21 protein-coding genes are annotated in these 24,773 nt (G+C 74.1%); 10 read left to right on the top strand and 11 right to left on the bottom strand.

Annotated features, from left to right (window positions below; genetic code table 11):
• Window positions 1-2 precede the first annotated feature (2 nt).
• A complete protein-coding gene (locus FKD65_RS45175) occupies window positions 3-1,499 on the bottom strand; it encodes a serine/threonine-protein kinase (protein WP_205718404.1) in 1,497 nt (498 codons plus the stop codon).
• A gap of 100 nt (window positions 1,500-1,599) precedes the next feature.
• On the opposite strand from FKD65_RS45175, the gene FKD65_RS38405 reads away from it, so the two are divergent.
• Genes FKD65_RS38405 through FKD65_RS38395 form a run of 3 tightly spaced genes read left to right on the top strand, consistent with a single transcriptional unit; the run spans window position 1,600 to window position 4,113 of the window.
• Entirely contained in the window at window positions 1,600-2,676 is a 1,077-nt protein-coding gene (locus FKD65_RS38405; protein WP_141584170.1) for a DUF6777 domain-containing protein, read from the top strand.
• 25 nt (window positions 2,677-2,701) lie between these two features.
• Entirely contained in the window at window positions 2,702-3,091 is a 390-nt protein-coding gene (locus FKD65_RS38400) for a helix-turn-helix transcriptional regulator (RefSeq protein ID WP_141584169.1), read from the top strand.
• Complete coding sequence (locus FKD65_RS38395; protein ID WP_141584168.1) at window positions 3,088-4,113, top strand: cation diffusion facilitator family transporter; 1,026 nt, start codon at window positions 3,088-3,090, stop codon at window positions 4,111-4,113. Before FKD65_RS38400 ends, FKD65_RS38395 begins: the two co-directional genes overlap by 4 nt.
• 214 nt (window positions 4,114-4,327) lie before the next feature.
• Here FKD65_RS38395 and FKD65_RS38390 read toward each other — a convergent pair whose 3' ends face one another.
• The 4 genes from FKD65_RS38390 to FKD65_RS38375 form a co-directional block, all read right to left on the bottom strand.
• Window positions 4,328-6,316, bottom strand: a complete 1,989-nt coding sequence (locus FKD65_RS38390; protein ID WP_141584167.1) for a glycoside hydrolase family 44 protein — start codon at window positions 6,314-6,316, stop codon at window positions 4,328-4,330.
• A gap of 1 nt (window position 6,317) precedes the next feature.
• Complete coding sequence (locus tag FKD65_RS45925; RefSeq protein ID WP_141584166.1) at window positions 6,318-7,832, bottom strand: cellulase family glycosylhydrolase; 1,515 nt, start codon at window positions 7,830-7,832, stop codon at window positions 6,318-6,320.
• A 134-nt stretch (window positions 7,833-7,966) separates the two neighbouring features.
• Window positions 7,967-8,854 carry an amidohydrolase family protein gene (locus tag FKD65_RS38380; protein WP_141584165.1) on the bottom strand — a complete coding sequence of 296 codons (888 nt, stop codon included), beginning with the start codon at window positions 8,852-8,854 and terminating at the stop codon, window positions 7,967-7,969.
• Window positions 8,855-8,874: 20 nt separating this feature from the next.
• Entirely contained in the window at window positions 8,875-9,882 is a 1,008-nt protein-coding gene (locus FKD65_RS38375; RefSeq protein ID WP_205718403.1) for an alpha/beta hydrolase family protein, read from the bottom strand.
• 174 nt (window positions 9,883-10,056) lie between these two features.
• Here FKD65_RS38375 and FKD65_RS38370 point away from each other — a divergent pair, with 174 nt between their 5' ends.
• Complete coding sequence (locus FKD65_RS38370; RefSeq protein ID WP_141584163.1) at window positions 10,057-11,043, top strand: diacylglycerol kinase family protein; 987 nt, start codon at window positions 10,057-10,059, stop codon at window positions 11,041-11,043.
• A gap of 24 nt (window positions 11,044-11,067) precedes the next feature.
• On the opposite strand, the gene FKD65_RS38365 is transcribed toward FKD65_RS38370, so the two are convergent.
• Together FKD65_RS38365 and FKD65_RS38360 are read right to left on the bottom strand one after the other, a co-directional pair.
• The gene (locus FKD65_RS38365) at window positions 11,068-11,664 is read right to left on the bottom strand and encodes a PadR family transcriptional regulator (RefSeq protein WP_141584161.1); all 597 of its coding nucleotides are present in this window, start codon (window positions 11,662-11,664) and stop codon (window positions 11,068-11,070) included.
• Window positions 11,665-11,726: 62 nt separating this feature from the next.
• Window positions 11,727-12,581, bottom strand: coding sequence for an aldo/keto reductase (locus FKD65_RS38360; RefSeq protein WP_141584159.1), 855 nt, complete (start codon window positions 12,579-12,581; stop codon window positions 11,727-11,729).
• A gap of 94 nt (window positions 12,582-12,675) precedes the next feature.
• Between FKD65_RS38360 and FKD65_RS38355 the strand changes: the two genes are divergently transcribed.
• Window positions 12,676-13,350, top strand: a complete 675-nt coding sequence (locus tag FKD65_RS38355) for a DNA-binding response regulator (protein WP_141584157.1) — start codon at window positions 12,676-12,678, stop codon at window positions 13,348-13,350.
• A 38-nt stretch (window positions 13,351-13,388) separates the two neighbouring features.
• Here the strand turns inward: FKD65_RS38355 and FKD65_RS38350 are convergent, their stop codons facing one another.
• From FKD65_RS38350 to FKD65_RS38335, 4 genes are read right to left on the bottom strand one after another with little or no spacing between them, the layout of a single operon-like run.
• Entirely contained in the window at window positions 13,389-13,781 is a 393-nt protein-coding gene (locus FKD65_RS38350; protein ID WP_141584155.1) for a hypothetical protein, read from the bottom strand.
• Window positions 13,781-16,108 (bottom strand): DUF4132 domain-containing protein, encoded by a 2,328-nt coding sequence (locus FKD65_RS38345; protein WP_141584153.1) that lies wholly within the window; start codon window positions 16,106-16,108, stop codon window positions 13,781-13,783. Before FKD65_RS38345 ends, FKD65_RS38350 begins: the two co-directional genes overlap by 1 nt.
• Complete coding sequence (locus FKD65_RS38340; protein ID WP_168221314.1) at window positions 16,108-17,325, bottom strand: DUF4132 domain-containing protein; 1,218 nt, start codon at window positions 17,323-17,325, stop codon at window positions 16,108-16,110. Before FKD65_RS38340 ends, FKD65_RS38345 begins: the two co-directional genes overlap by 1 nt.
• 41 nt (window positions 17,326-17,366) lie before the next feature.
• Entirely contained in the window at window positions 17,367-19,571 is a 2,205-nt protein-coding gene (locus FKD65_RS38335) for a DUF4132 domain-containing protein (protein ID WP_141584148.1), read from the bottom strand.
• A 96-nt stretch (window positions 19,572-19,667) separates the two neighbouring features.
• Here FKD65_RS38335 and FKD65_RS38330 point away from each other — a divergent pair, with 96 nt between their 5' ends.
• The 5 genes from FKD65_RS38330 (at window position 19,668) to FKD65_RS38310 (ending at window position 24,175) form a co-directional block, all read left to right on the top strand.
• Window positions 19,668-21,143, top strand: a complete 1,476-nt coding sequence (locus FKD65_RS38330) for an NAD(P)/FAD-dependent oxidoreductase (RefSeq protein ID WP_240809807.1) — start codon at window positions 19,668-19,670, stop codon at window positions 21,141-21,143.
• A gap of 24 nt (window positions 21,144-21,167) precedes the next feature.
• Window positions 21,168-21,935 (top strand): SDR family oxidoreductase, encoded by a 768-nt coding sequence (locus FKD65_RS38325; protein ID WP_141584146.1) that lies wholly within the window; start codon window positions 21,168-21,170, stop codon window positions 21,933-21,935.
• A gap of 119 nt (window positions 21,936-22,054) precedes the next feature.
• Window positions 22,055-23,002 (top strand): DMT family transporter, encoded by a 948-nt coding sequence (locus tag FKD65_RS38320; RefSeq protein ID WP_168221313.1) that lies wholly within the window; start codon window positions 22,055-22,057, stop codon window positions 23,000-23,002.
• Between the two features lie 17 nt (window positions 23,003-23,019).
• Window positions 23,020-23,775 carry a trypsin-like serine protease gene (locus FKD65_RS38315; protein WP_141584141.1) on the top strand — a complete coding sequence of 252 codons (756 nt, stop codon included), beginning with the start codon at window positions 23,020-23,022 and terminating at the stop codon, window positions 23,773-23,775.
• Between the two features lie 79 nt (window positions 23,776-23,854).
• Entirely contained in the window at window positions 23,855-24,175 is a 321-nt protein-coding gene (locus tag FKD65_RS38310) for a co-chaperone GroES (protein WP_141584139.1), read from the top strand.
• The last annotated feature ends 598 nt before the right edge of the window (window positions 24,176-24,773 follow it).

Here is a 24,773-nt window from a genome sequence, read left to right as displayed (position 1 = left end):
CGTCAGGGGGCGGAGCGGGTCAGGCCCCGGGCCAGTAGGACGACCACGACCGCGGTCAGGACGGCGTGGCCCGCGAGCGCGGACGGTTCGATCTGGACGAGCGCGCCCCACGCCGCCCACATCGCGACGCGGGCGACGCGGGCGGCCATCACCGTCGACGCGGCGGCGCGGCTGCCGCGCCACGCCAGCACCACCCCGACCAGCGTGATGACCGCGACGACGGCGAACGACGAGGCGACCACCGGCAGCAGGCCGCCCCGATGGCCCTCGCTGAGGGACGGCCGGGCGATCAGGATGGCGAGCGCGGCGACGTCGAGGGCGGCGAGCAGGCCCGCGAGGAGCAGGCCGGTCACGACCGCCGGGCCGCGCCGCAGCGTCCGGGGCCTCCGCGGCATCCGCCTTGGCTGAGGCGGCGGGCCGGGCGGCGGCGCGGGCGGGGACGGAGCGGGTGCCGGCGGGGGCGCGGCGGACGTGTGCGTGAGCGGGGTGGTCGTGGGCGGGGTGGACGCGGGCGGGCCGGACGGAGGGGCCGCGGTCCACGGCGGCGGCACCGGCCCCGTGGCCGGGACGAACGTGTCGGCGGTCGGGTCGGGCGCCGGCGCGCTCTCGGGCGCGGCCCGGGGAACCGGCGCCGTCGGGGGGCCGATCTCCTCGGTCGGGATCTCCAGCCGGGCGTGCCTCTCGGTCTCGCCCAGCAGCCAGAGCAGGACGTCCTCGGAGGTGGGGCGGGCCTGCGGGTCCTTGGCGAGGCACGCGGCGGCGACCTCGGCGAGGGGGCCGGGCAGGACGCCGAGGTCGGGCGTCTCGTGGAGGATCCGGTACATCACCGCGGGCAGCCCGCCGCCCGCGAACGGATCGCGGCCGGTCGCGGCGAACAGCAGGGTGCTCGCCCACGAGAACAGGTCGGCCGACGGCCCCGCGTGCCCGGTGAACTGCTCGGGGGCCATGTAGGCGGGCGTGCCGACGACCTGGCTCGTCATGGTCGCGCCCGCGTCGAACGCGCGGGCGATCCCGAAGTCGATCACTCGCGGCCCGTCCGGGCCCATCAGGACGTTCTGCGGCTTGAGGTCGCGGTGCACGACGTTCGCGCGGTGGATGGCCGACAGCGCCGTCACCGAGCTGATCGCGAGCCGGTCGAGGGCGGCGCCGGCGCGCGGCCCCTCGTCGTGGACGAGGGCGCGCAGCGAGGGCCCCGGCACGTACTCGCTGACGATGTAGGGCCGGTCGCCCGCCACGTCGGCGGCGAGCATCTGCGCGGTGCAGAACCCGGCGACCCGCTCCAGCACCGCCAGCTCGCGCACGAACCGCTCCCTGGCGTTCGCGTCCCCGACGAGCTGGGCGTGCAGGAGCTTGACCGCGACGCGGGACGGCCCGGGGCCCGGCTGCGCGGGTCTGCCGAGGTACACCACGCCCTGGCCGCCAGAGCCGACCCGGCCGAGCAGCTCCCACCCGCCGAGCCGGGTGGGATCGGCCGTGGTGAGCGGAACCGGACCCGCCATTCGCACCCCCGGGAAAAAATCGAGCATTGCCGCGAGCACAAAACCGCTCCGCCCGGCATCGAAGAGTATAGGTTCGGCGGACCCGAGGCGGGGGAAGAGGATGCAGCAGATTCGTTCGACAATTGCGCGGCCCGGGGCCTGCGCCCGGCCGCTGGCGGGGGCCGTCGCGGCCCTCGTGGCGGCGGCGGGGACCCTGGCCGGCTGCGGGGGCGCCGGCGCGACCATCACGCGGCTGACGGTGGGATCGCCCGGTCCCGAGCCGTACACGCTGGTCGCCGGCACCGACCGGACCGACGTGAAGGCGCGGCCGCAGGCGGGCGGCACGAAGGAGGGGGACGCACCGGGACTCTACGGCGGCACGCGCCGGGCCTCGACCTGCGACCGGGACAAGCTGATCGCGTTCCTGCAGGCCAACCCGGACAAGGCGCGGGCGTGGGCGGGGGTGCAGGGCATCCCGGTGAGCGGCGTCCCGCGGTACGTGTCGCGGCTGACGCCGGTGCTGCTGCGCACCGACACGCTCGTCACCAACCACGGGTACCGGGACGGGCGCGCGACGAGCGGCCCGGCCGTCCTGCAGGCCGGAATGGGCGTTCTGGTCAATGGCTACGGAGTGCCCACAGTGAAGTGCAATTGCGGCAATCCGCTCACTCCGCCCGCCAAAAAGATCTCCACCCGGAACGCGTCGTACGGTGGCCGGTCCTGGCCGGGATTCGAGAAGGGGAATGTCACGCGGATCACGCCGCGGGATTCCCGGGAGGGGACGATCACGAGTTTCGTCCTCGTCGACCCGGATGCCACGATGGGCTTCGAGCGGCCCCGCGCCACCGAGGGCACGGCGGACGGGCCCCCGACCGCGCTGCCCCCGACGGAGACCGAGGCGGGGCCGAGCGACTCGCCCGCGCCGTCCGACTCCGGCCTGGAGTCGCCCGGGACCGAGTCGCCGGGCACCGAGCCGCCCGGCGAGGGCACGCCCGGCCCGGAGACGCCCGGCGAGCAGACGCCGGGATCGGAGCCTCCCGGGCCGCAGACCCCCGAGCCGGGGTCCTCGGCCCCGGGCACGGGCGTGACCACGCAGGACCCGGGTACGGGCGCCGGCGGGATGGAGACGCCGGGCGACGGAGGGCACGAGCCGGTCTCCCTGCCGCCCTCGGAGGAGCCCGCCCCCGTGACCTCCTGACACCGGATGCGCTACCTTTGTTCATATGAGCAGTGCTTCAGATGTCATCGCCCCGGAGGCGTGCGCGGTCCGGGTGGTCGACGCCGCGAAGGTCGCCGCCGTCTCGGCGTCCCTGCCGGACGGGGAGACGATCACCGAGCTGGCGCAGGTGTTCGGGCTGCTGTCCGACCCCGGCCGGCTGCGGGTGATCACGGCGCTGCTCGCGGGGGGTGAGATGTGCGTGTGCGACATCGCCGCGTCCTGCGGGCACTCGGAGTCCTCGGTGTCGCACGCGCTGCGCCTGCTGCGCGCCAACCGGGTGGTCCGGGTCCGCCGCGCCGGCCGCATGGCCTACTACCGGCTCGACGACACCCACGTCCGGCTGCTGCTCGACCTCGCCCTCACCCACGTCGGCCACGGGGAGGAAGGAACATGATCGGGGACCGTGAGGACGCGTCCGGCGGGCACGGGCACGGGGGGCACGGCCACGGGCACGGCCACGCCGTCTCGGCGGGGGCCGACCGGCGGCTGCTGACCGGCGCCCTGGTGCTGATCGTCGCCTACATGTCGGGCGAGGTGGTCATCGGCCTGCTCGCCGGATCGCTGGCACTGATCACCGACGCCGCGCACATGATGACCGACGCCTTCGCGATCGCGCTGGCGCTGGTCGCGATGCGCATCGCCGCCCGCCCGCCGAAGGGCGGGTACACCTTCGGCCTGCGCCGCGCCGAGATCCTGTCCGCGCAGCTCAACGGGCTGACACTGATCCTGCTCACCGTCTACTTCGTCTACGAGGGCGTCCGGCGGCTGATCGAACCGCCCGCCGTGGAGGGCCAGTTCGTCTTCTGGACGGCCCTGGCGGGCATCGCCGTCAACGTCGCGGCGACCATGCTGATCAGCCGGGCGGACCGGCGCAGCCTGAACGTCGAGGGCGCGTTCCAGCACATCCTGAACGACCTGTTCGCCTTCATCGCGACCGCGGTCGCGGGCCTGGTCGTGTGGACGACCGGCTTCGCCCGCGCGGACGCGATCGCCTCGCTGGTCGTCGCCGCGCTGATACTGAAGGCCGGGTACCGGCTGCTGCGGGACGCGGGCCGGGTGCTCATGGAGGCCGCGCCCGCCGGCCTCGACCCGGCCGAGCTCGGCGCCCGGCTCGCCGGGCGGCCGTGCGTGGAGGAGGTCCACGACCTGCACGTGTGGGAGGTCAGCTCGGGCTATCCCGCGCTGTCGGCGCACGTGCTCGTCGACGTCCAGGGCGACTGCCACGCCGTCCGCCGCGACCTCCAGGAGCTGCTGCGCGACGCCTACGGGATCACGCACACGACCTTGGAGGTCGACCACGTCGACGAACCGGACGGCGAAGTGCAGGACCACTGCGACGACGCGCACGGCCCCCGCCACGTGGCGGAGGCCGACGAGCCCCACGAGCACGCGGGCAGCGCCCCGTGCGAGCACTGAGACCGCGCGACCGCTGAGACGCCGCGACCACTGAGACGCCGCGACCACTGGCGCCCCGCGGCCGCCGGCCCACCGCCCGACGTCTCGCCGGCTTGCGGCGTGTCGCCCTTCTCGAAGCCATGAGGGCGACACGCCGCAGGTCAAGGCGATGGCGGACCTCGATGGCCGCCGGGCCGCGCGACCGCGAGGGCCGGTCGGGCGCGCGGCCCGGTGGTCAGCGGCGGGTGCAGGGGGCGCCGTTGAGCTCGAAGGCGCTCGGGGGCGGGTTCGTCCCGCCGCTCGATCCGTTGAAGCCGGCCGTCACCGAGCCGCCCGGCGGGATCGTCCGGTTCCAGTCGAGGCTGCGGGCCGTCACGGCGGAGCCCTGCTGCGACCAGGCGGCGTTCCAGCCCTGGGTGACGCGCTGGCCCGCCGCGAACGAGAACCCCAGCTTCCAGCCCGAGACGGGCGAGGTGCCGGTGTTGGCGACGGTGACCTGCGCGGTGAAGCCGCTCCCCCACTGGCTCTGCACGGCGTAGCCGACCTCGCACGCCGCGGCCGGCCCGCCGTCCGCCGGGATCTCGACCAGCGTGATCGAGGACGCGGGGAACGTCGAGGTGAACCCGTCCGCGCCGACCGTCACGTCCGGGGACCGGACGATCGCGGACGGATCGGCGCCGCTGTAGCGGTACACGCGCCCGGCGGCCGTACCCGATCGGCCCGCGATCGAGACCGTGCTGGTGAGGTCGTCGGTGAGCGACTTGTTCACGACCATCAGGGTGAGCGCCTTGTCGGACGAGCGCTCCGCCGCGTACACCGCGAGCCTGCCCTGGTCGGCGCTCGACGCGCGGACCGACGTCTCGCCGAACGAGGCGCCCGCGCCGTCGTAGTTCCGGTACATGCGGAAGGCGTACGCGCCCGGGTCGGCGGCGCCCGGCGGGGCCCAGAGCGCCGCCAGGTCGAGGCCCTCCCGCCCGAAGATCCCGAGGACGTCCGCCTGGGCCAGCGCCCCGTTCATGTGCCCGAGCGCGCCCCAGTTGTACTCGGTGATCGCCAGCTTGGTGCCCGGATAGTTCTGGTCCACCAGCTCGCGCATCCGCGGGATGTACCTGATCGGCTGGTTGATCCAGCTCTCGTCGGTGTAGGTGGGGTCCCAGAGCTGCCGGGTCGAGCGGAGCCGCAGCTCCTGGGTCGCCGCGTCGCCGGGGTCGGTGGAGGACACGCCCGCCTGCTGCGGGTAGATGTGCTCGTCGAAGTAGTCGAGGACGCGGGTCCCGTGCTCCTGCTCGTAGGCCCTCATCTGCCGGAGGTACCAGTCCGCGAACGGGACGCCGCCGTGGGCCGCCCGGTCCGGCGGGTTCGACCAGCAGTCGCCGCCCTCGCGGTCGCAGGTCTGCTTGTCCAGGCCCGACATCGTCAGCGACTGGAAGCCCCAGCCGACGGGGCCGAGCGTCTTCGCGCCCGGGTCGGCGGCTTTCACGGCGGACGCGATCGCCTCCGTCTGGCGGCGCATCTCGTCGTAGCCGGCGCCCTCCGGGTGGACGTCGCGGTGCGTCGCGTGCCAGAGGTCGGGCTCGTTGTCGAGGTCGTAGAAGCGCACGCCGCCGCCGTCCGCCCGGCCGTACTTGCCGGTGAGGTGGGCCAGCCAGTCGGTGACGTACCCGGGTCCCGCCGGGACGCTGGTGTCGGCGGGGTCGTTGCCGGTGACGTTCGTCCCGTCCGGCTTCACGCCGTTGCCGCAGTCGGGCCGCCACTGCGTGTCGGAGCCCTGCTGCGGCCCGTACTCGGCGATGCCGAACCCGCAGGAGTAGTCGCGGCCCTTCGGCGTCCAGCCGATGAGCGGGACGGTGAGGAGCGTGCCGGTGCCGGTCCGGCGGTCCTGCTCGGTGAACTGGTCGGTCTCGGACCCGTCGGGGAGCTCGCCGGGGTCCGGCGCCGGTCCGGGCACGTTCTCGAAGTACCAGTCCGAGCCCCGGTTGGTCTCGTCGTACAGGTAGTTGTAGCGGGTCGTCGCGTTGCCGCCCCACCGCCGGACGGGGAGCCGCAGCTCCTTGGCGAGGGCCTCGCCGGCGAAGTTCATGCCGTAGACGTAGGGGCTGATCGCGTGCCGCGACGCGGACGGGTCGACGGTCAGCGCGGGTCCGTCCGCGGCCTGCGCCGGGGGCGCGGCCCACGGCAGGAGCGCGGCGGCCGCGAGGGCTGCGAGCCAGGCTCTCCGGTTCATGTCACACCTCGCAGGCCTTGTCGTCGACCTTGAACGCGGCAGGCGCGCCGCTCGCCGAGCCGGTCGCCTGGAACCCGGCCGAGAGCGAGGCGCCGGGCGCGATGGAGGCGTTCCAGTCCAAGTTCCTGGCGGTGACGGCGGAGCCGCTCTGCGACCAGGCCGCGCTCCACCCCTGCGTGACCTTCTGGTCGCCCGGGAACGCGAACCCCAGCGTCCAGCCGTTCAGTGCCGAGGACCCGGTGTTGGTGATGGTGACCTGGGCGGTGAAGCCGCCCGACCAGCTGTTCTGCACCGTGTAGGCGACCTTGCAGGACGTCCCCGGCGTGCCCGGATCGCCGGGGTCGCCGCTCGGGTCGCCGGCGCCGAGCAGGTAGGGGTCCAGGTAGGACTGCTTGGCCGTGTTCACGGTCGTCCAGTCGTCGTTGAGGATGCCGCCGGTGTCGCCCGAGTTGGGGTTCCACGACCAGTAGGTGAAGGAGATCCCGCCGGTGCCCTTGCCCAGGTAGGCCATCAGGGTGCGCAGCCAGGTCTGGTCGCGCGGGTCGGAGAGGGTCGTCCCGAACTCGCCGAGCAGGACGGGCGCCACGTTGTCCTTGTAGAGGCGGCCCCAGTTCCTGTCCCAGATCCCGGCCAGGTTGGACGGGAAGGACGGGTCGTCGAACCACGGCTGCGGGTACACCGACGTGGCGTAGTCGTGGGCGGAGTAGACGAGCCGGTTCGGGACGTTCAGCCGCACCGGGTACTGCGCCGCGCCCTGCAGGTTGCCGCCCCACCAGTAGTTGTCGCCGCCGTGGTCGTTGACGCCCTCCACGATGACCAGCCAGTTCGGGTTGGCCGCGAGGACCGCGTTCCCGGCCCGTTCGGCGGCCAGGCGCCAGTCCGTCGCCTGGTCGCCGCAGCCCCAGCAGGCCGGCGAGTGCGGCTCGTTGTGCAGGTCTGCGCCGATGACCGTGGTGTCGCCCGCGTAGTGCCGGGCGAGCATCGTCCAGTCGGAGATCCAGCGCGACTCGGGGTAGGCGGCGGTGTACCAGAGCGCGGACTGGCCGCCGGAGTCCGGGCGGTGCCGGTCGAGGACGGCCTTCAGCCCGATCCGGCCGGCGTAGGCGATGATCCGGTCGAGGATCTGGAGCCCGTTCAGGCCCTGGAGGTCGGGGTTCTTCGCGTAGTCGATGCTGTTCGGCGTGCTGCCGGAGTCGAGCATCTGGCTGCTGTAGGGCAGCCGCAGCGTGTTGTACCCCAGGCTCTTGATCTGGTCGAGCATGTCCTTGTAGCCGCGCGACCAGAGGCCGTGCGGGGCGTAGTTGGACGTCTCGGCGCCGAACCAGTTGATGCCCGTCATCCGGACCGGCCGCCCGTCCGCGTCGAGCAGCTGCCGGCCGCTGGTGTGCCAGTATCCGGCGCCGGCCGCGCGGGCCGGGCGCGGGAGGGCCTGGACGAGCGCCAGCGCCAGCAGCGCCGCCACGAGGATGGGGAGAGGGCGGATCCGCCGGAGTCGCGCGGTGATGGTCGTTCTCATGCGGGGTCCTCGGTCGAGCGAGTGGGAGCGCTCCCAAGGTCGCCGCACCCGTCCGGCCCGTCAAGGCGGAGGCCGGGCGTCCCGCGGTGACCAGGCGTCCCGCGTGAAAACCCGTGAAACGGCGGCCCGCCCGCCTACGAGAGCCCGAAGAACCCGGCCGGGCCGTGCCAGCAGACCGACCGCAGCCAGTCGTCGCCGAGGTCGAGCGCGGCCAGCGACTCCAGCTGGTGCGCGTACTCGTAGGGGATGTTCGGGAAGTCGGTGCCGAGCAGGACGCGCCCCTCCAGGCCGAGGTCGCGCAGCCGGGGCAGCAGGGCGTCCGGGAAGGGCGCCAGGGCGGCGAAGCGAGTGAAGATCATCGTCGTGTCGAGGTGGACGCCCTCGTGGGCGTCGGCCAGGGCGAAGAAGCCCTCGAACTCCGGCGCGCCCAGGTGGGCGACGATCGCGGTCAGGCCCGGATGGCGGGCGAGGACCTCGCCGAACGGGCCGGGGCCGGTGTAGCCGTTGGCGACCGGCCCGGAGCCGGCGTGGACGAGGGCGGGGACCCCCGCCTCGGCGAGCATCCCCCACACCGCGTCCAGCTCCTTGAGGCGCGGGTCGAAGCCGCCGACCTGGAGGTGGACCTTGAAGAGGCGGGCCCCCGCGTCCAGCGCGCGGCGCACGTAGTCCGCGACACCGGGCTCGGGGTAGAACGTGGCGGTCTGGAGGCAGTCGGGGACGCGGGCCGCGAACTGGGCGGTCCACTCGTTCAGCGAGTCGGCCATGCCGGGCTTGTGCGGGTAGGCGAGCGAGGTGAACGCGCGGACGCCGAGCCCGCGCAGGAAGTCCAGCCGCTCCTGCTCGGAGTCGCGGTAGCGGATCGGCCACTCGGTGCCGATCAGCGGCCCGGCCTCGTCGAAGTACCCCCACACCGCGCTCATCAGGCGCGGGGGCATGAAGTGGACGTGGACGTCGATGATGCCGGGCAGCCCGAGCGACCGCCAGAACGAGGGGACATCTGAATCAGAACGGGGTTCGGCCACGCCCCGACCCTAGCCGGGACTCAGGTGATCTCCGCGAGCAGGGCGGGCAGCGTGGCCCTCAGTTCGCGGCGCCAGTAGGGCCAAGTGTGGGTACCACGGTAGAAGTGCGTGGACACCGGGACGCCGAGCTTGCGCAGCTTGCCCGCGAACTCCCGGGAGACGGTGTGGGCGAGGGCCTCCAGCACGTCGCGGGCCGCGGCCTCCCGGGGACCCGGACCGCGGTCGAAGGGGCCGGGGGTGCCGTCCCCGGCGCTCACGTGGACGCGGACGCCCGCCAGCCGGCCCGCGAGGTCGTAGGGGTTGTGCTGCCGCCACACGACGCGCTGCAGGTCGGGGTCGCCCCACACGTCGGTCCAGTCGAGGGACGGGGCGCCGATCGCGACGCTCAGCTCGACGAGGTCGGCGACGTCGAGCCCGGCGGGGTCGCGGTGCAGCGTGTGGACCGGCCCGCTGAAGGACGCCGCCGCCCGGAAGAGCCCCCGGTGCCTGGCCGCATACGCCAGCGCGCCGAGCCCGCCCATCGCGTTCCCCGCGACGGCGCGGTCCGGCCCGGCCCGGTATCCGCGCTCCAGGATCTGCCGGAGTTCGGCGAGGTGGAAGGTCTCCCACTTCGGCGCGCCGCCGCCGCCGCGGTTCCACCAGTCGGTGTAGTTGCCGCACGGGCCGCCGTCCGGCATCACGACGATCACGTCCGCGTCCTCGGTCAGCTCCTCGATGTCGCTGTGCTCGCTCCACGCGGTGTGGCCGTCGCGGCCGGCGCCCGCGCCGTGCAGCAGCCAGAGCACCGGCCAGGTGCGGGAGGCGTCCCGCGACCAGCCCGGGGGCAGCAGGAGGCGGGCATGGGCGACGCTCTCCAGCACGGGTGAACGGACCGCGAGGTCGAGGACGCGGCGGCGCGGGCGGCGCTCGCCGACCACGGCCGCGCCGTCGTCGGCGGGGGCGCCGGGAGGGGCCGCCCCGCCCGCCGCGATGGAGGCGGTCAGTCCCGCGACCGCCACGATGAGACCCGCACCCGCCAAGCCGCGCATCCGCATGTCCACGCCCCGGTCTTCCAGAACCCGCCTGCCATAAGGGTTCCCGCCGGCGGGAATGTTTCAACGCTCTGTAATCGGTTTATAAAATGTCGGGCCGGGAGTTCCGGTCCACGTTCCTTGTAAGGTGACGCGGACGAAGGGGGCGACCGGAGGATGCGGAGCGTCCAGATGCGGAGCAAGGCGGAGCTGGAGTCGGCGATCGCGGACGGCGGCCGCGCGGTGCTCGTGATCAACTCCCGCTCCCGGCGGGGCCGCAAGCTCTACGGCACGGCCCGGCGCCTGCTGCGCGAGGCGGGCCTGGAGTTCACGCACGTCTTCCCGGTGACCGACCCCGCCCGGCTGCGCGAGCTGTTCGCCGACGTCCTCGCGCTGGAGCCCGACCTCGTCGTGGTCGGCGGCGGGGACGGCACGGTCGCCGAGGCGGTCGGCCATCTGGCCCACCGCGACATGGCGCTCGGCGTGCTGCCGCTCGGCACCACCAACAACTTCGCCCGCAGCCTGGAGTTGCCGCTCGACCTGCGGGGCGCGGTCGCGACCCTCGGACTCGGGCGGCCGGACGGCGGGAAGGTCGCCGACGTCGACGTCGGCTGGTTCGAGTCGACGGGCGACCCGCAGGGCGAGGGGCCGGGCGGCGAGCGCGAGCACATCTTCGCCAACATGGTCAGCCTCGGCCTCTCGGTCCAGGTCGCCGAACACGTTCCGCACACGCTCAAGCGGTTCATCGGGCGGCCCGCCTACGCGCTGACGGCGGCGGGGCTGCTGCCCCGGCACGAGGCGTTCACCGCCCGCGTCACGATCGACGGCGAGACCCACGAGTTCCAGACGCACCAGCTGAACGTCGCCAACGGCGCGCACCACAGCGGGCAGCGCATCGCCCGCGACGCCAGCCCCGACGACCGGCTGCTGGCGGTGTACCGGCTCGGCGACGAGCGGCGGCTGCGGCTGGCGTCGGCCACGGCCCGGCACGTCCTCACCGGCCCGTGGCGGTCGCTGGAGGACGACGCCTTCCTCACCACCACGAACGTGGAGATCGAGACCGACCCGCCGATGCAGGTGGACGTGGACGGCGAGGTCCGCGGCCGCACCCCGGTCTCGATCAAGCTGCGCGGCAACGCGCTGCGGGTGATCGTCCCGCAGTCGTTCGTCGACACCTGATCCCGGCCGCGGGTCCTGCCGGGGCTACTTCGCCGCCGCTCTCGGGGCGCCGCCGGGGCGGTCCGGCTCGCGCTCGTCGGCCATGACGTAGGCGCCCGCCTCCAGACGCTCGATCAGGCCGAGCGTCCAGGCCGTGGCGGAGTCGGCGGAGTGGACCCACCAGCCGAGCAGCTCGCGCAGATGGTCGGAGGCGTCCAGCTCGTCCAGGTGCGGGGCGACGGAGGCGCGCCAGCCGGCCAGGCCCTCGAGGCGCTCGCGCAGCAGGGCGAGCGCCTCGGCGCGCGGCAGCTCGGTGAGGAACCCGAGGCCCGCCGTGAGCATCTCCGGGTGCCGGACGTCGACGGCGGCGAGGGCGCAGCGCAGCAGCCGGTGGAACTCCGCCCGGCCGGCGTCGGTGATCTCGTAGTCGGTGTGCGGCGGCCCGGCCTCGCTCTCCTCCACCTCGTGGGCGTGCAGCAGGCCCTCCTTGGCCAGCTGCCTGAGGGCGTGGTAGATCGAGCCCGGGTTGACGTGGGCCCACTCGTCCGAGCCCCAGGAGAGCAGCTCGCGGCGGACCTCGTAGCCGTGCGCCCGCCCGAACCGCCGCACCCCGCCGAGCACCAGCAGCCGCGTCGTCGACATCCTCTCCCCCTGATCGCAAACCTGTTCAGGGTAGAGGGTCGCGCCCGCGCCGCGCGCGGGGGTCACCGCTTCAGGGCGGCGAGATCCTCAGGGTCGAGTTCCAGATCCGCCGCGGCGAGGTTCTCCTCCAGATGGGCCGGGGAGCCGGTGCCGGGGATCGCGAGCATCACGGGCGACAGCGCGAGCAGCCCCGCGAGGAGAACCTGCGGGACGGTCGCGCCGTGGCGGGCGGCGACCGCGTTCACGCGCTCGTCGTCGGGGATGCCGAACCCGCCGAGCGGGAAGTAGGGCGCGTAGGCGATGCCGTCGCGCTCGCAGGCGGCCAGCAGCTCGGCGTCCTGCGGCTGCGTCACGTCGAACCGGTTCTGGACGGCCGCGACGGGGGCGATCCGGCGCGCCTCCTCGAGCTGGGCGAGGCTCACGTGGCTCAGCCCGAGATGCCTGATCAGCCCCTCCTCGCGGAGCTCGGCGAGGACGGCGAAGCGCTCCCCGACCGGCTCGTCCGCCGGGGCCTCCAGACCGCCGGGTCGCAGGTAGACGAGGTCGAGCCGGTCGAGCCCGAGCTCGGTGAGGTTGCGCTCCACCTCGGCGCGCAGCCCCGATGCCGGGAGCTGGCCGGACGGGAAGGGCTCGCCCGGCCCCCGGTACGGCCCCACCTTCGTGGCGATGACCACGCGGGGCGGGTAGGGGGCGAGCGCCGCGCGGATCATCTCGTTGGCCGCCGGGCCGTCCTCCCGGTAGTAGAACGCGGCCGTGTCGAGGTGGTCCACGCCCAGCTCGACGGCCCGCTGGAGGATCTTGATGCCGGTGCCCCGGTCGTTCGGGGGCCCGCCGCGGGTGCTCGCGGGCAGCCGCATCGCGCCGAAGCCCATCCGGGAGATGCGCAGGTCGCCGCCGAGATCGAAGTGTCGTGTCATGCGGTCCACTCTGCTGCGCGCGCCCGCCGGGGGCGAACGGCTGGCAGCTTGCTGCCACGGCGGCGGGGGACGGGCCGCGTGGCAGACTGGATCCGTGAGCGTCGACCTTGACCGGAACGTCGTACTGCGCGGCGAGGCGGAGCTGGTCGAGCGCGCCGGAGGGCTGTTCCTCGCCTGCGAGGAGTTCGCCTGCGCGGCCACGGACCAGAACACGTGGGCGCTGCCGGGCCTGCGGGAGCGGATCGTCGCCGAGCGGCGCCGGATCCGGCCCGCGCCGGCCGTCCGCAAGCTGTACACCCCGGCGGCCCTCGCCGACGAGGAGTCCGAGCGGCGGCTCGTGGAGATCGCCGCCGCGGGGGCGCGGGTGCGGATCTGCCCGACGCCGCTCCCGCACGAGACGATCATCGTGGACCGCAGGGTCGCGATCCTCGCGGGTCCGGCCGAGGGCGGCGTCCGCGAGTACACCGTCGTCCGGTCGCCGGGCGTGGTGCGGGGCGTCGTCTCGCTGTACCAGGCGACGTGGGAGACGGCGGCGGACCTCGCCGACCACCGGCGCGCCCGCCCGCCCGCGCTGAGCGAGGAGAGCCTGCGCATCCTGCGGCTGCTCGGCGGCGGGCTGAAGGACGAGGCGGCCGCGCGGCGGCTCGGCATGTCGCTGCGCACCTACCGGCGCCGCGTGGCGGAGATCCTCACCCTGCTGGACGCCGACTCCCGCTTCCAGGCGGGCCTGCGCGCCCAGGGTTTCGGCCTCATACAACGGTCCGGTTAGGGGCGTGGGGGCACCCCCCACAATGGCTCGGCTGGCCCTCAGCCGCCGACGAGCGGGATCAGCTTGATGAAGACCAGGTCGGGGTCGCCGGTGAGGTCGATCTCCTCGTCGAGGTCCTCCACCTGCCGGTCGGCGGCGAGCACGAAGAAGCCGTTGCCGAGGAACGCGCGCTCGGCGATCTCGGCCTGCCGCTCCCAGTCCAGGCGGCGGGGCTCGCGCAGCCGGTAGCCGTTCAGCTCCGCCTCGGCCCCGTCCGGGCGGACCAGTCCGCGGAAGCGGTCGGAGGGGCGGGCGTTGTGCCGGGCGACCTCCTCGCGGACCCGGAGCCTGATCAGCTCCCGGACGGTCATCCGGTCGGGCAGCCCGGCCACCTGGAACCCGTCGACGGGTGCGCCGGCGGCCGTCTCGTCGCGGAAGTTCACGGCGGGCATCAGGCACCTCGCTTGATCTGGGTCAGGATGGACTCGTCGTCGATCGCGTCGTCGGCGGTGAGCAGGAACGCCTTGCTGAGGATGAGGGCGAGCCGCTCGTCCTCGAAGGGGAGGAAGACCTTCGCGCCGGTCCGGCGGCGCTCCGGGACGACGCAGAGGAACGTGTCGTCGGGTTCCATCACGATGTTGGCCGAGCCGATGTGGATCTTGTAGGTGCGCAGTTCCCCGCGCACCACCAGGTAGCGGCCGTCGATCGCGCACCGGTCGGCGATCCTCGTGCGCGGCAGGACGCGCTCCAGGGCGTCCCGCCGGGTGCGGGTCGACTCGCCGAGGTCGGCGTACCACTCGCGCAGCCAGTACTCGCGGGCCTCGCCGTCCTCCCACATGGGGTCGGCGGCGATGGAGGCGACGCCTACGAACAGGTCCACGTCGCGCATCGCCTCGCTGAACACCAGGGGCGGGACGTCGGCGAGGGCCGCCTCCCGCCAGCCGCCGCCGGCGCGGCGGTCGAACATGACGCGGTTCGTGCCGGCGATCTCCTGCTCGCCCTGCCAGTCGGCCAGGACGTGGGAGAACCTGACCCGCCACTCCCCCGCCGCGAGCGTCCGGGCCGCCTCGTCGGAACCTCCGCCGTCCCAGGGCCCGAGCAGCGCGCTCGTCCAGCCGCGGGCACGGAACAGGGCGAACATCCGCCGGTAGTGGACGAGGTGCGCGGCGAACCGGTTGGAGTAGGTCGCGGTCTCCTCCTCCGCGGGGGTGAGCAGGTAGATCTCGCGGAACGCCTGCTTGAACGGCTGCCGGATCCGCCGGTCGACGAGCAGGTCGCGCCACGCGCGCACCTCGTCCGGCCGCGACCCGATCGGGTGCCACAGCCGGACGGGCGCTTCGTCGGCGCAGTCGGGCAGGTCGCCCGTCTCGGGCAGGACGGTGCGCCGGTCGCCGGGGGCGGCCTCGATCTCCCAGAGGAGCGCGCGCACCGTCGGCCCCGCGACCGGGTGCCGCAGGAGCGTGTCGCGCCAGCGGCCGAACGGGTGGACGGCCTCGACGGTGAAGCCGGCCTCCAGCGCCCGCGCGAGCGTGACGAGCTGGGCGTTGACGCGCGCGACGAGGTCGCGGAGCTCCTTGACCTCGCCCTTGTGGTCGCGGCGGACGGCGGCGGGGACGCCCTTCAGCGCCCTGCCGTCCTTCTCGAAGACCAGCTCGGCCTTGCCCGCGACGGTGACGACGGCCGTGTGGCCGCCGAGCTCCCGGCGCAACACGCCCCCGGGCCCGAAACCGTGGTCGGGGAGGCGCAGCGCGACCTCGGTCCGCTCGGCGAGGGCCGCCTCGACCTTCTTCAGCATCTTGTCGAGCTGCTTGGGCACCCCGGCGTGCCGGACGTTCCGGCGGACGGTCCGGATCGCGGTGACCAGCTCTGGGGTCGGGAACTCCTGCGCGGCCCGGACGACCTCGTACAGCAGCGCCTGCGACGGCAGCGTCCTCGCCTGCGTCGGGGCCACCGAGATGTCGGGCAGGAGGCGGTCGCACAGGGCGGGCAGCCACGGCTCGTCGCGCAGCAGCGCGATGCGCGCGGCGATCCCGACCGCGGCGACCTCGTCCCCGGTGAACGCGCGGTCGGCGCGGAACGGGATCTCCCCCTCCTGGACGGCGCGGGCGCGGGCGGCGGCGGACTCCAGGGCCCGGCGCGCGAACCCGGCGCAGGCGGGGACGGCGGCGACCCGCTCCCACACCTCCGGCGGGACCGGCGGGGCGTTGACCGACCGGCCCTCGGCCACCTGGGCCAGCAGCACCCGTTCCACCGGAGCGAGGCGCACGACGGCGTCCAGTTCGTCCCGCATGATCGGCCCTTCCCAGATCTGGTGGAGGCGGCCGGCGACCGCGCGCAGGACGTCGTCACCCGCGAGGCCGCCGACCGCCAGCAGCGCGAAGGGCCGGTCGTGGCGCTTGCGGCTCAGGAGGCCCTCGGCCAGCCTGCGGGCAGGGCCCGAGACGTCGGGCCAGGGCCCCGTGCAGCGGACCAGCGCGCCCACGCCGAGCAGGAGGTCGGCCCAGTTGCGTGGGGCCAGCCCGTCGACGAGCGCCTGGAACATGCGCTCGCACGCCTCCGGCGTGTAGCGCGGCTCCCGGCTCTTGGCCTCGTCCTCGATCCTGAACCGGACGGACATCGACACGAACGGGGCCTCCCGGCCGACCGCGTAGGCGGCGGGCATGAGGGTGCCGAGGTCCTGCTCGGACAGGACCGACAGGTCGGGGTACCAGGTGCGGAACTCCTCGTCCTCCGGCGCGGGAGCGGTCATGGCGCGCAGCAGCCGCGCGGCGAGGTCCATCAGGCGCCCCTCTTGATCTGCCGGAGGACGGACTCGTCGGTGATCCTCTGGTCGGCGGCGAGCAGGAACGCCGTGCCGAGGATGCGCGTGAGCCGCTCGTCCTCGACCGGCAGGAACAGGCCCTTGTGCCGCGCCCGCCGGGCGGGCTCGACCAGCAGCCGGTCGTTGCCGGGCTCCATCAGCACGCCGCCGGAACCGAGGTGGACGCGGTAGGTGCGCAGCCCGCCGCGGACGACGAGGAACGGGCCCTCGACCGTGCAGCGGTCGGCGATCTTCGTGCCGGGCAGGACGCGGCGCAGCACGTCCCCGCGGATCTCGGCGCTCGCGGACGGCTCGCCGAACGGGTCCTCCTCGGCGGCCGGGGCGGCGCGCAGGAACAGGTCGGCCTCCCGCACGCCCTCGCTGAACACCGGCGGCGGGACGTCATGCGGCGGGACCTCCCGCCAGCGCCCGGCGGCCGGCCGCTCGAACGCCACCTCCGCCGGCCCTCCCCCGCGGCCGACCCGCCATTCGCCCCCGGCCAGGACGCGCCGCAGCCGCCCGTCGAGGCGTCCGCGGCGCAGGACGGCCCCGGCACCGGACGGGCCGGGGCGGTAGGTCTCGCGGAACGCCTGCCGGAACGACTGCGTCATCCGGTTGCCGGTCACGAAGCCCCGCCAGGCCCGGACGGCGCCCGGGAACGCCCGCGCCGGATGCCACAGCCGCACCCGCGCGCCGGGCGGCAGGACGGGCAGGGCCCGCCCGTCCACGGTGACCAGCACGTCCTCGCCCGGGGTGGCGGCGTGCCAGTGCCCGTCCGGCGTCTGGAACTCCCAGATCAGGCCGGCCGCCACCGCACCGGTGACCGGGTGGTCGCGGTAGTGCCGGCACCACCGGCCGTACGGCCAGGTCCGCTCCACCGCCAGCAGCGCCTCGACGCGCTCCCGCTCGGCGGCGAGCGTCGCCCGGACCTCCTTCAGCAGGGCCTTCATCTCCTTGACCTGCGCGGCGAACGGCACCCTGAGCGCGCCCGGGACGGTCGGCAGCGGGCGCCCGTCCGCGCCGATGAAGGCGAGCCGAACGGTCAGCGGGTCGGCGATGGCGAGGACCGCCTGGTAGCCGCCGATGTCGCGGGCGAGGGAGCCGTCCCGGCCGAGGCCGTGCGCGGGGACGGAGGGCTCGGCCGGGCCGTCCAGGAGGTCGAGCGCGTCCAGCGGCGCCTGAAGGTCGTCGGACATGAGGTGATCTTTCCAGACGGCAACGCGGGTTCCGGGGCGTTTCAGGTGATCACACGCCGGATCTGGCGCATGATCGAGGCGTCGGTGATCTTGTGGTCGGCGGCCAGCAGGAACGCCTTGCTGAGGATGAGCGAGAGCCGCTCGTCCTCGAACGGCAGGAACAGCGTGCCGGGAGGCCGGGGGCCCTGCACGACGCACAGGTAGGCGCCGTCCGGTTCCATCAGGACGTTGCCCGACCCCAGATGGATCTTGTAGGTGCGCAGCTCGCCGCGCACCACCAGGTGGCGGCCGTCGAGGGCGCAGCGGCCCGCGATCCGCGTGCGCGGGAGGATGCGCTCCAGCGCGGCGCGGCGCACCTCGGCGCTCGCGGTCAGCTCGCCGTAGCCCGCCTCGCGCCGGTAGCCGGCGTAGCGGTCCTCGCCCCGGTCGGCCCAGTCCGGGTCGGCGGCGATGGAGGTGACGCCGACGAACAGGTCCACGTCCCGCATCGCCTCGCTGAACACCGCCGGCGGGACGTCGGCGAGCGGGGCCTCCCGCCGGCGCCGGCCGGTCCCGCGCTCGAAGCGGACCTGGTCGGTCGCGGCGTGCTCGAACGTCCAGTCGCCCTCTCCCACCGGCTCGTGGTGGAAGCACGCGCGCCATTCGCCGCCGCCGAACTCGCCGCGCGCCTCGCCGTCGTAGCCGCCCTCGTGCCGGCCGAGGAAGTTGGCCTGCCAGCCCCTCTCCCTGAAAAGCGCGTACAGCCGCCGGTAGTGGACGATGTGCGCCGCGTACCGGTTGGAGTAGGTGGCGGTCTCCTCTTCCGCGGGGGTGAGGAGGTAGATCTCACGGAAGGCCTGCTTGAACGGCTGCCGGATCTCCTCCTCGACGACGCGCTCCCGCCAGGCCCGCACCTCGTCCACGGCCGCCCGGACGGGATGCCAGAGCCGCACCTGCGCGGCACCACCGCCGGTGGCGCCGAGGGACGCGCGCCAGCCGCCGTCCTCGCCCTGGAACTCCCAGATGAGGCCGCGCACGACGGCGCCGGTGATCGGGTGGTCGCGGTAGTGCTCGCACCATTCGGCATAGGGCCAGACGCGCTCTTCGGACATGAGGCCCTCGACGCGGGCCCGCTCGCTCGACAGCGTCGCCCGCACCTCCTTGGCGAGCGCCTTCAGCCGCCTCAGCTCCTCGGGGAAGCCGTCCTTGACCCCGGCCGGGGCCGTCCGGGAGGTGCGGCGGTCCGCGCCGGTGAAGGTCATCCGGACGGCCGCCGCGCCTTCGACCGCGACGCGCACTCGGTGGCCGCCGAGCACCCGCTCCACCGCGCCGGCCGGGCCCAGGCCGTGGGCGGGGACGGTGCGCTCGACGAGCTGCGCCCGCGTGATGCCCTGCCGCTCGGCCGCCGCCTGGAGCGCCGTGTCGAGCTGCTTGCGCAGCGCCCGGTGCCTGATCGACGAGCGGAGCCCCCAAAGGGCCTCCAGCGCGCGCGGATCGTCGACCGCGCCCAGCGCGTTGATCGCCGCGCCCGCGACCTTGAGGTCCCCGGCGAAGACGCACCCGTCCGCGCGCACGGCCAGCGTCCCCAGGAGGGGTACCGCCTCCGCACCGCCGGTGAGGGCGGCCGCCCAGACGACGCCGCGTGCGAAGTCCCCGTCGTCCTGGTGGACCAGGTAGTAGCCGAGGTAGTGATCGCGCTCCCGGGGAGGAAGCCGGTCGACCCCGTCGCGGGACCGTTCGTGCTCGGCGAGCGCGCGGAGGCACTCGGCGACGGCCTCGCGCGCGGCCGCCTCGGCGGCGAGATCGACGCAGGCACGGCGCCACCTGCGCGTCGGGCGGGGCGCCGACAGGGTGTCGAGGTGCCGGACGAACCGGATCAGCTCGGCCGAGGGCGCCGGCCTCGCACACTCCCCGAGCGGCGCGGCCCATGCTCCGAACACGAAGACGCCGGGGACGCTGAGGCCGCCCTTCGGCCGTCGCGCCTCGTACGCTCTCTCCAGCACGTCCCCCAGGCGGCGGTCGACCACGCCGCGGGCCCCGGCCGGGATGTCGGCCCGCACGAAGCGGCCATGGACGTCCTCCAGCAGCGGCGCCAGTTCGGACACCGCCCCGTCGTCGAGGGGCTCGGCGGCGGACAGGGCCTCCAGCAGGAGCGCCGCGAACAGGCGGCCGTCCCCCCGCGACTCGCAAGCTCGCCTCAGCATCGTCTGGACGGCGCTGAGGCCGTCGTCGCTGCGCGCTCCGGTCGTTCCGGCGTCGTCGGGCATGCGGGGATGCTGGCAGAACCGACCGACAAAACGCGCCTCGGCGACACCTTCTCAGTGACCTCATGGTCACCTACGCTCGTGGGGTACCGGCACAGAATGAGGTTCGGGACGGCCATGACGCACAGCGTGGTGATCATCGGGAGCGGGTTCGGCGGGATCGGGATGGCGATCCGGCTGCGGCAGGCCGGCGTCCACGACGTGGTGGTCCTGGAGAAGGCCGGCGAGCTCGGCGGGACCTGGCGCGACAACACCTACCCGGGCGCGGCCTGCGACGTCCCCTCCCACCTGTACTCGTTCTCGTTCGAGCGCAAGACGGACTGGTCGCGCCGCTTCCCGCCGCAGGCGGAGATCCTGGAGTACCTGCGGCACTGCGCCCGCGGGCACGGCGTACTGGAGAAGATCCGGTTCGGCGCCGAGGTGACCGAGGCGCGGTTCGACGAGGACGCGGCGCTCTGGCGGATCTCCACGACGACCGGGGACCTGGAGGCGCGGGTCCTGGTCTCGGCGTGCGGGCAGCTCAACCGGCCCGAGCTCCCGGCGATCGAGGGGCGCGAGTCGTTCGCCGGCCGCTCCTTCCACTCCTCCCGCTGGGACCACGGCACCGACCTGCGGGGCAGGCGCGTGGCGGTGGTCGGGACGGGGGCGAGCGCGATCCAGATCGTCCCGGAGGTCGCCCGGGAGGCGGCGGAGCTGCTGCTGTTCCAGCGGTCCGCGCCCTACGTCATCGACAAGCCCGACCGGCCGTACCGGGCGTGGGAGCGGGCCGCGCTGCGGGCCGTGCCGGGCCTGCACGCGCTGAGCCGCGCCCGGATCTACGCGCTGTTCGAGGCCCGGGCGCTCGGCTTCATCCGGTACCCGAGGCTGATGGGGATCATGGAGCGCGGCTTCCGCCGCCACCTGGACGAGCAGGTCGCCGACCCCGCGCTGCGCGCCGAACTCGTCCCCGGATACCGGATGGGGTGCAAGCGCATCCTGCTGTCCGGCGACTACTATCCGACGCTGACCAGGCCGAACGTCCATCTCATCACCGACCCGATCGAGCGCGTCACCCCCGCGGGGATCCGGGCGGGGGGCCGCGAGCACCGGGCCGACGTGATCGTGTACGCGACCGGGTTCCGCTCCACCGAGTTCCTGTCCCCCATGAAGATCGTCGGACGGGACGGCCGGGAGCTGAACGAGGCGTGGCGCGACGGCGCGCAGGCCCACCTCGGCATCACGGTCAGCGGGTTCCCGAACCTGTTCCTGCTGTACGGGCCCTACACCAACCTCGGGCACAACTCGATCATCTACATGCTGGAGTCGCAGTTCCGGTACGTGCTCGGCTGCGTCGAGGCACTGCGCCGCGCGGGCCTCGACTGGATCGACGTCCGGCCGGACGTGCAGGACGCCTTCACCCGGGAGATGCGGGAGCGGATGCGCTCGACCGTCTGGGAGGCGGGCTGCCGGAGCTGGTACATGACGGCGGGCGGGAAGGTCGTCAACAACTGGCCGGGCTACACCTTCGCCTACCGCCGCGCGACCCGCCGCCCCGACCCGCGGGACTTCCGCGCGCGGCGCGCTACCGCCCGGTAGCGGCCGCGGCCTAGGCTCGGTGCCATGCCGACCGCCTTCATCACCGGCGCGACCGCGGGGATCGGTGCCGCCTTCGCCCGCCGCCTCGCCTCCGACGGGTTCGACCTGGTCCTGCTGGCCCGCGACGCCGGGCGGCTGGAGCGCGCCGCCGCCGATCTGGACGCGACCTACGGCGTGCGCGCCGAGACGCTGCCCGCCGACCTCGCCACCGAGGAGGGGCTCGCCGCGGCCGAGGAGCGCGTCCGCGAGGACGTCGACCTCCTGGTCAACAACGCCGGGTTCGGCAACAAGGGCGTGTTCCTGGACGTCCCGGTCTCGGACGAGCTGACCATGCTCCGGGTGCACTGCGAGGCCGTCCTGCGCCTCACGCACGCCGTCCTGCCGGGGATGCTGGCGCGCGGCCGGGGCGGCGTCGTCAACGTCTCGTCGGTCGCGGCGTTCGCGACGCGCGGCACGTACGGCGCGTCCAAGGCGTGGGTCGTGAACTTCAGCCAGGGCGTCGCCGCCGACATCCGGAACCGGTCGCGGGGCGGGGTCCGGGTGATGGCGCTCTGCCCCGGGTTCGTGCACACCGAGTTCCACGACCGCGCCCAGATGGACATGTCGGGCGTGCCGGACTTCATGTGGCTGGACAAGGACGACGTCGTCGCCACCGCGCTGCGCGACCTGCGCCGCGGCGTCCAGGTCAGCGTCCCGGGGGCGCAGTACAAGGCCGTCGTCGGGGCCGCGCGGCTGCTTCCGCGCGGGCTCCTCGCCCGCCTGTCGTCCAGCACCGGCCGCAAATACGATTGATCATCTGGTCGGGGGGACGGCCTTGTCACGGGCGGGACGAGAGGGCATCGTGGCAGGAAGTCGATTCGATGGCGCGCCGGACGACTCTTCCGCCCCCGTCCGTCGAAGGGTCTTTCCCGATGGGTCACGACCTGGGCCACGCCGCCCTCGCCCTGCTCGCCACCACCGTCTACTACATCGCCTTCCTCGTCTTCCGCGTCTCCGCGCGCCGGATGGAGCCGCTGCGCGGCAGCCGCCCGTTCCGCGTCGCCCGGCTCATGCTGACCGACCCCGTCTGGCTGGGCGGCGGCCTGCTGCTGTTCCTCGGCCTCGGCTACGAGGTCGTCGCCTTCTCCGCGATACCGCTCGCCGTCGCGCAGCCGGTCTTCGCCCTCGGCCTGGTGTTCCTCGTCGCCTTCGCGGTGGGCGTCCTCGGTGAGCGGCTGAGCCTGCGCGAATGGGCGAGCGTCGCGCTGTTCGTCCTCGCCACCGGGCTGATCGGGCTGTCGGCCACGGCCGAGGGCGAGCCGCACGCGGACGCCACCCTCACCGGCACGCTGACCCGCCCGTGGCCGATGCTCGCCGTGTGCGCGCCCGCCGTGGTCGTCGCGGCCCTGGTGTGGCTGGTCGGCGACCGCCGCGCGGGCGGGCGGCACGCCCGCAAGCTCGCCGGGGTCGCCTACGGGATCGGCGCCGGGGCCTGCGCCGGGCTGGCCGAGGCCGGCATCCGCGGCATCTCGATCCTCTACGAGGACACCGGCAGCGTGCGGGCCGTACTGGAGTCCCCCTACCCGTACCTGACGATCGGCCTCGCCGCCATCGCGCTCGGCCAGTTGCAGGTCGCGCTGCAGCGCTGCCGGATCGCGATCGTCGCCGTCGTGCTGACCGTCATCGGCCGGACGTACCTCGTCGTCAGCAGCGCCGTCCTGTTCGGCGAGCAGTGGCCGCGCGACTCCGAGCCGTTCGCGCTGCGGGCGGGCGGTTTCGCGCTGGCGCTGGCCGCGCTGGCGCTGTTCCCCCGGTACGAGTCGGCGGCCGCGCCGGTGCGCGGGCCGGCCGCCGGGAAGGGCGTGCGCGCGGCCCCCTGATCGCTTACAGTGCCGAAATGGTCAAGCTCTCCCGCCGCCTGCTCTGCACCGTGCTGCTCGGAGCCTCCCTGGGGCTCGCGCCGCTCGCCACACCCGCGAACGCCGTGACGGGCGGCTCGCCGGTGCCCGCGGCGCGGTACCGGTGGCTGGGCGCGGTCGGATCGCCGATCTTCTTCGTCCGGCCGGCCGGGCAGTTCTGCGGCGGTGTCCTGACCGCGCCCGACCGGCTCCTCACCGCGGGCCACTGCGTGTCGATGTTCCGCACGGTGCCCGGCGTCCTGAGGGTCACCTTCGGCCGCGACGACCTCACCGACCGGGGCGGGGAGACGGTCACGGTGAAGTCGGTGCGCATGCACCCGAAGTACCGGGAGACCTCCTTCAAGGACGAGACCGTCAGCCATCACGACCTCGCCGTCCTGACGCTCGCCCGCCGCGTGAACCGCCCGGCCGCGCCCCTCGGCGCCGCCGGCGCCGCCCGCACCGGGGAGATCGCCGGGTGGGGCTTCACCTCCGAGAACGACCTGTTCAACACCCGCCTGCGGGCGGCCCGCGTCCCGCTCCCCGGCGACGCGGCGTGCCGGCGCGCGTACGGCGACTCCTTCGACCCGTCCGACATGCTGTGCGCCGGATCGCCGAAGGCCGACTCGTGCCAGTTCGACAGCGGCGGCCCGCTGATCGCGAACGGCCGCGTGGCCGCGCTCGTCTCCTGGGGCTACGGCTGCGGCAAGCCCGGCTACCCCGGCGTCTACGCCAAGCTCGACTCCCTGCCCTGACCCCGGCCGCGCCCCGCCCGGACACCCGAACCGGGCAGCGGGAACGCTCCTACCCGCGCGTACGGATAAACTCGCCCGCGTGTCCGAGCCGAAGTTCGAAGTCCAGATGCTGCACGACCGCGTCATGATCAAGACCGAGAAGGACAGCGGTGAGCGCCGCAGCACCGGCGGCATCGTCATCCCCGCGACGGTCGAGCAGCAGAACCGGCTCGTCTGGGGAGAGGTCTGCGGGGTCGGCCACCACGTCCGGATCGTCAAACCGGGCGACCGCGTCCTCTACCAGCCCGGCGACCAGTACGAGGTGGAGATCCAGGGCGAGAACTACCTGGTCATGCGCGAACGCGACCTCCACGCCATAGCCAGCGAACGCCCCGAACACGGCACAGGGCTGTATCTCTAGGCTTTTCTCTCCTCCTTCGGGCCTGGCGGCCCTCCATCGTCGAGAAACGCGGGCGATCGCTGGCATCGCTCCGGCTCGCCTTGCGGCTCGCTGCGCGATCAGATTCTTGCTTCGCTCGAATCTGCCTTCGGACGCGATCGCGACCATTGAGGTTGTCGCGTGGTTGCGGCGGTGGCTGAGGTCGTCGCTTCCCGGGTGATCTGCTCGTAGCCGTGTTTGATCGCTCTGCGGAATTCCTGTGCGTACAGCAGTTCCAGGTGGGGTGGGGCGGCTGGGTGGGGGGACAGGAACGAGGGGACTGCGTGCTCGCGATGGGCTTGCCAGGTCGGTGCGGGTGTGTGGGGGCGGGTGGAGGCTGGGAGGGTTCGGCCGGGGGTGGCGGTCGGGTCGGTGGTCCAGCGTTCGGACTCGTCCATCATCTCCAGGGCCTTCGTGAGGCCGTGGGGTGCTGCTGCCAGCCAGGTCAGGGCTCGGGTTTCGAACTCTGTGTCGGCCTCTGGCGCGGTGACGATCGGTAGGACGGCTCTTGGTGTGAGGGTCTCGCAGGCGAGCATTCGTAGGACCGGGCCGGGTCGTGTGTCTTCTCGGAAAGGGGGGC

This window comes from Actinomadura sp. WMMA1423 (assembly GCF_006547145.1).
Lineage (GTDB): Bacteria > Actinomycetota > Actinomycetes > Streptosporangiales > Streptosporangiaceae > Spirillospora.
The sequence above is the reverse complement of the archived record's forward strand: the minus strand, read 5'-3'. Positions and strand labels throughout refer to the sequence as shown.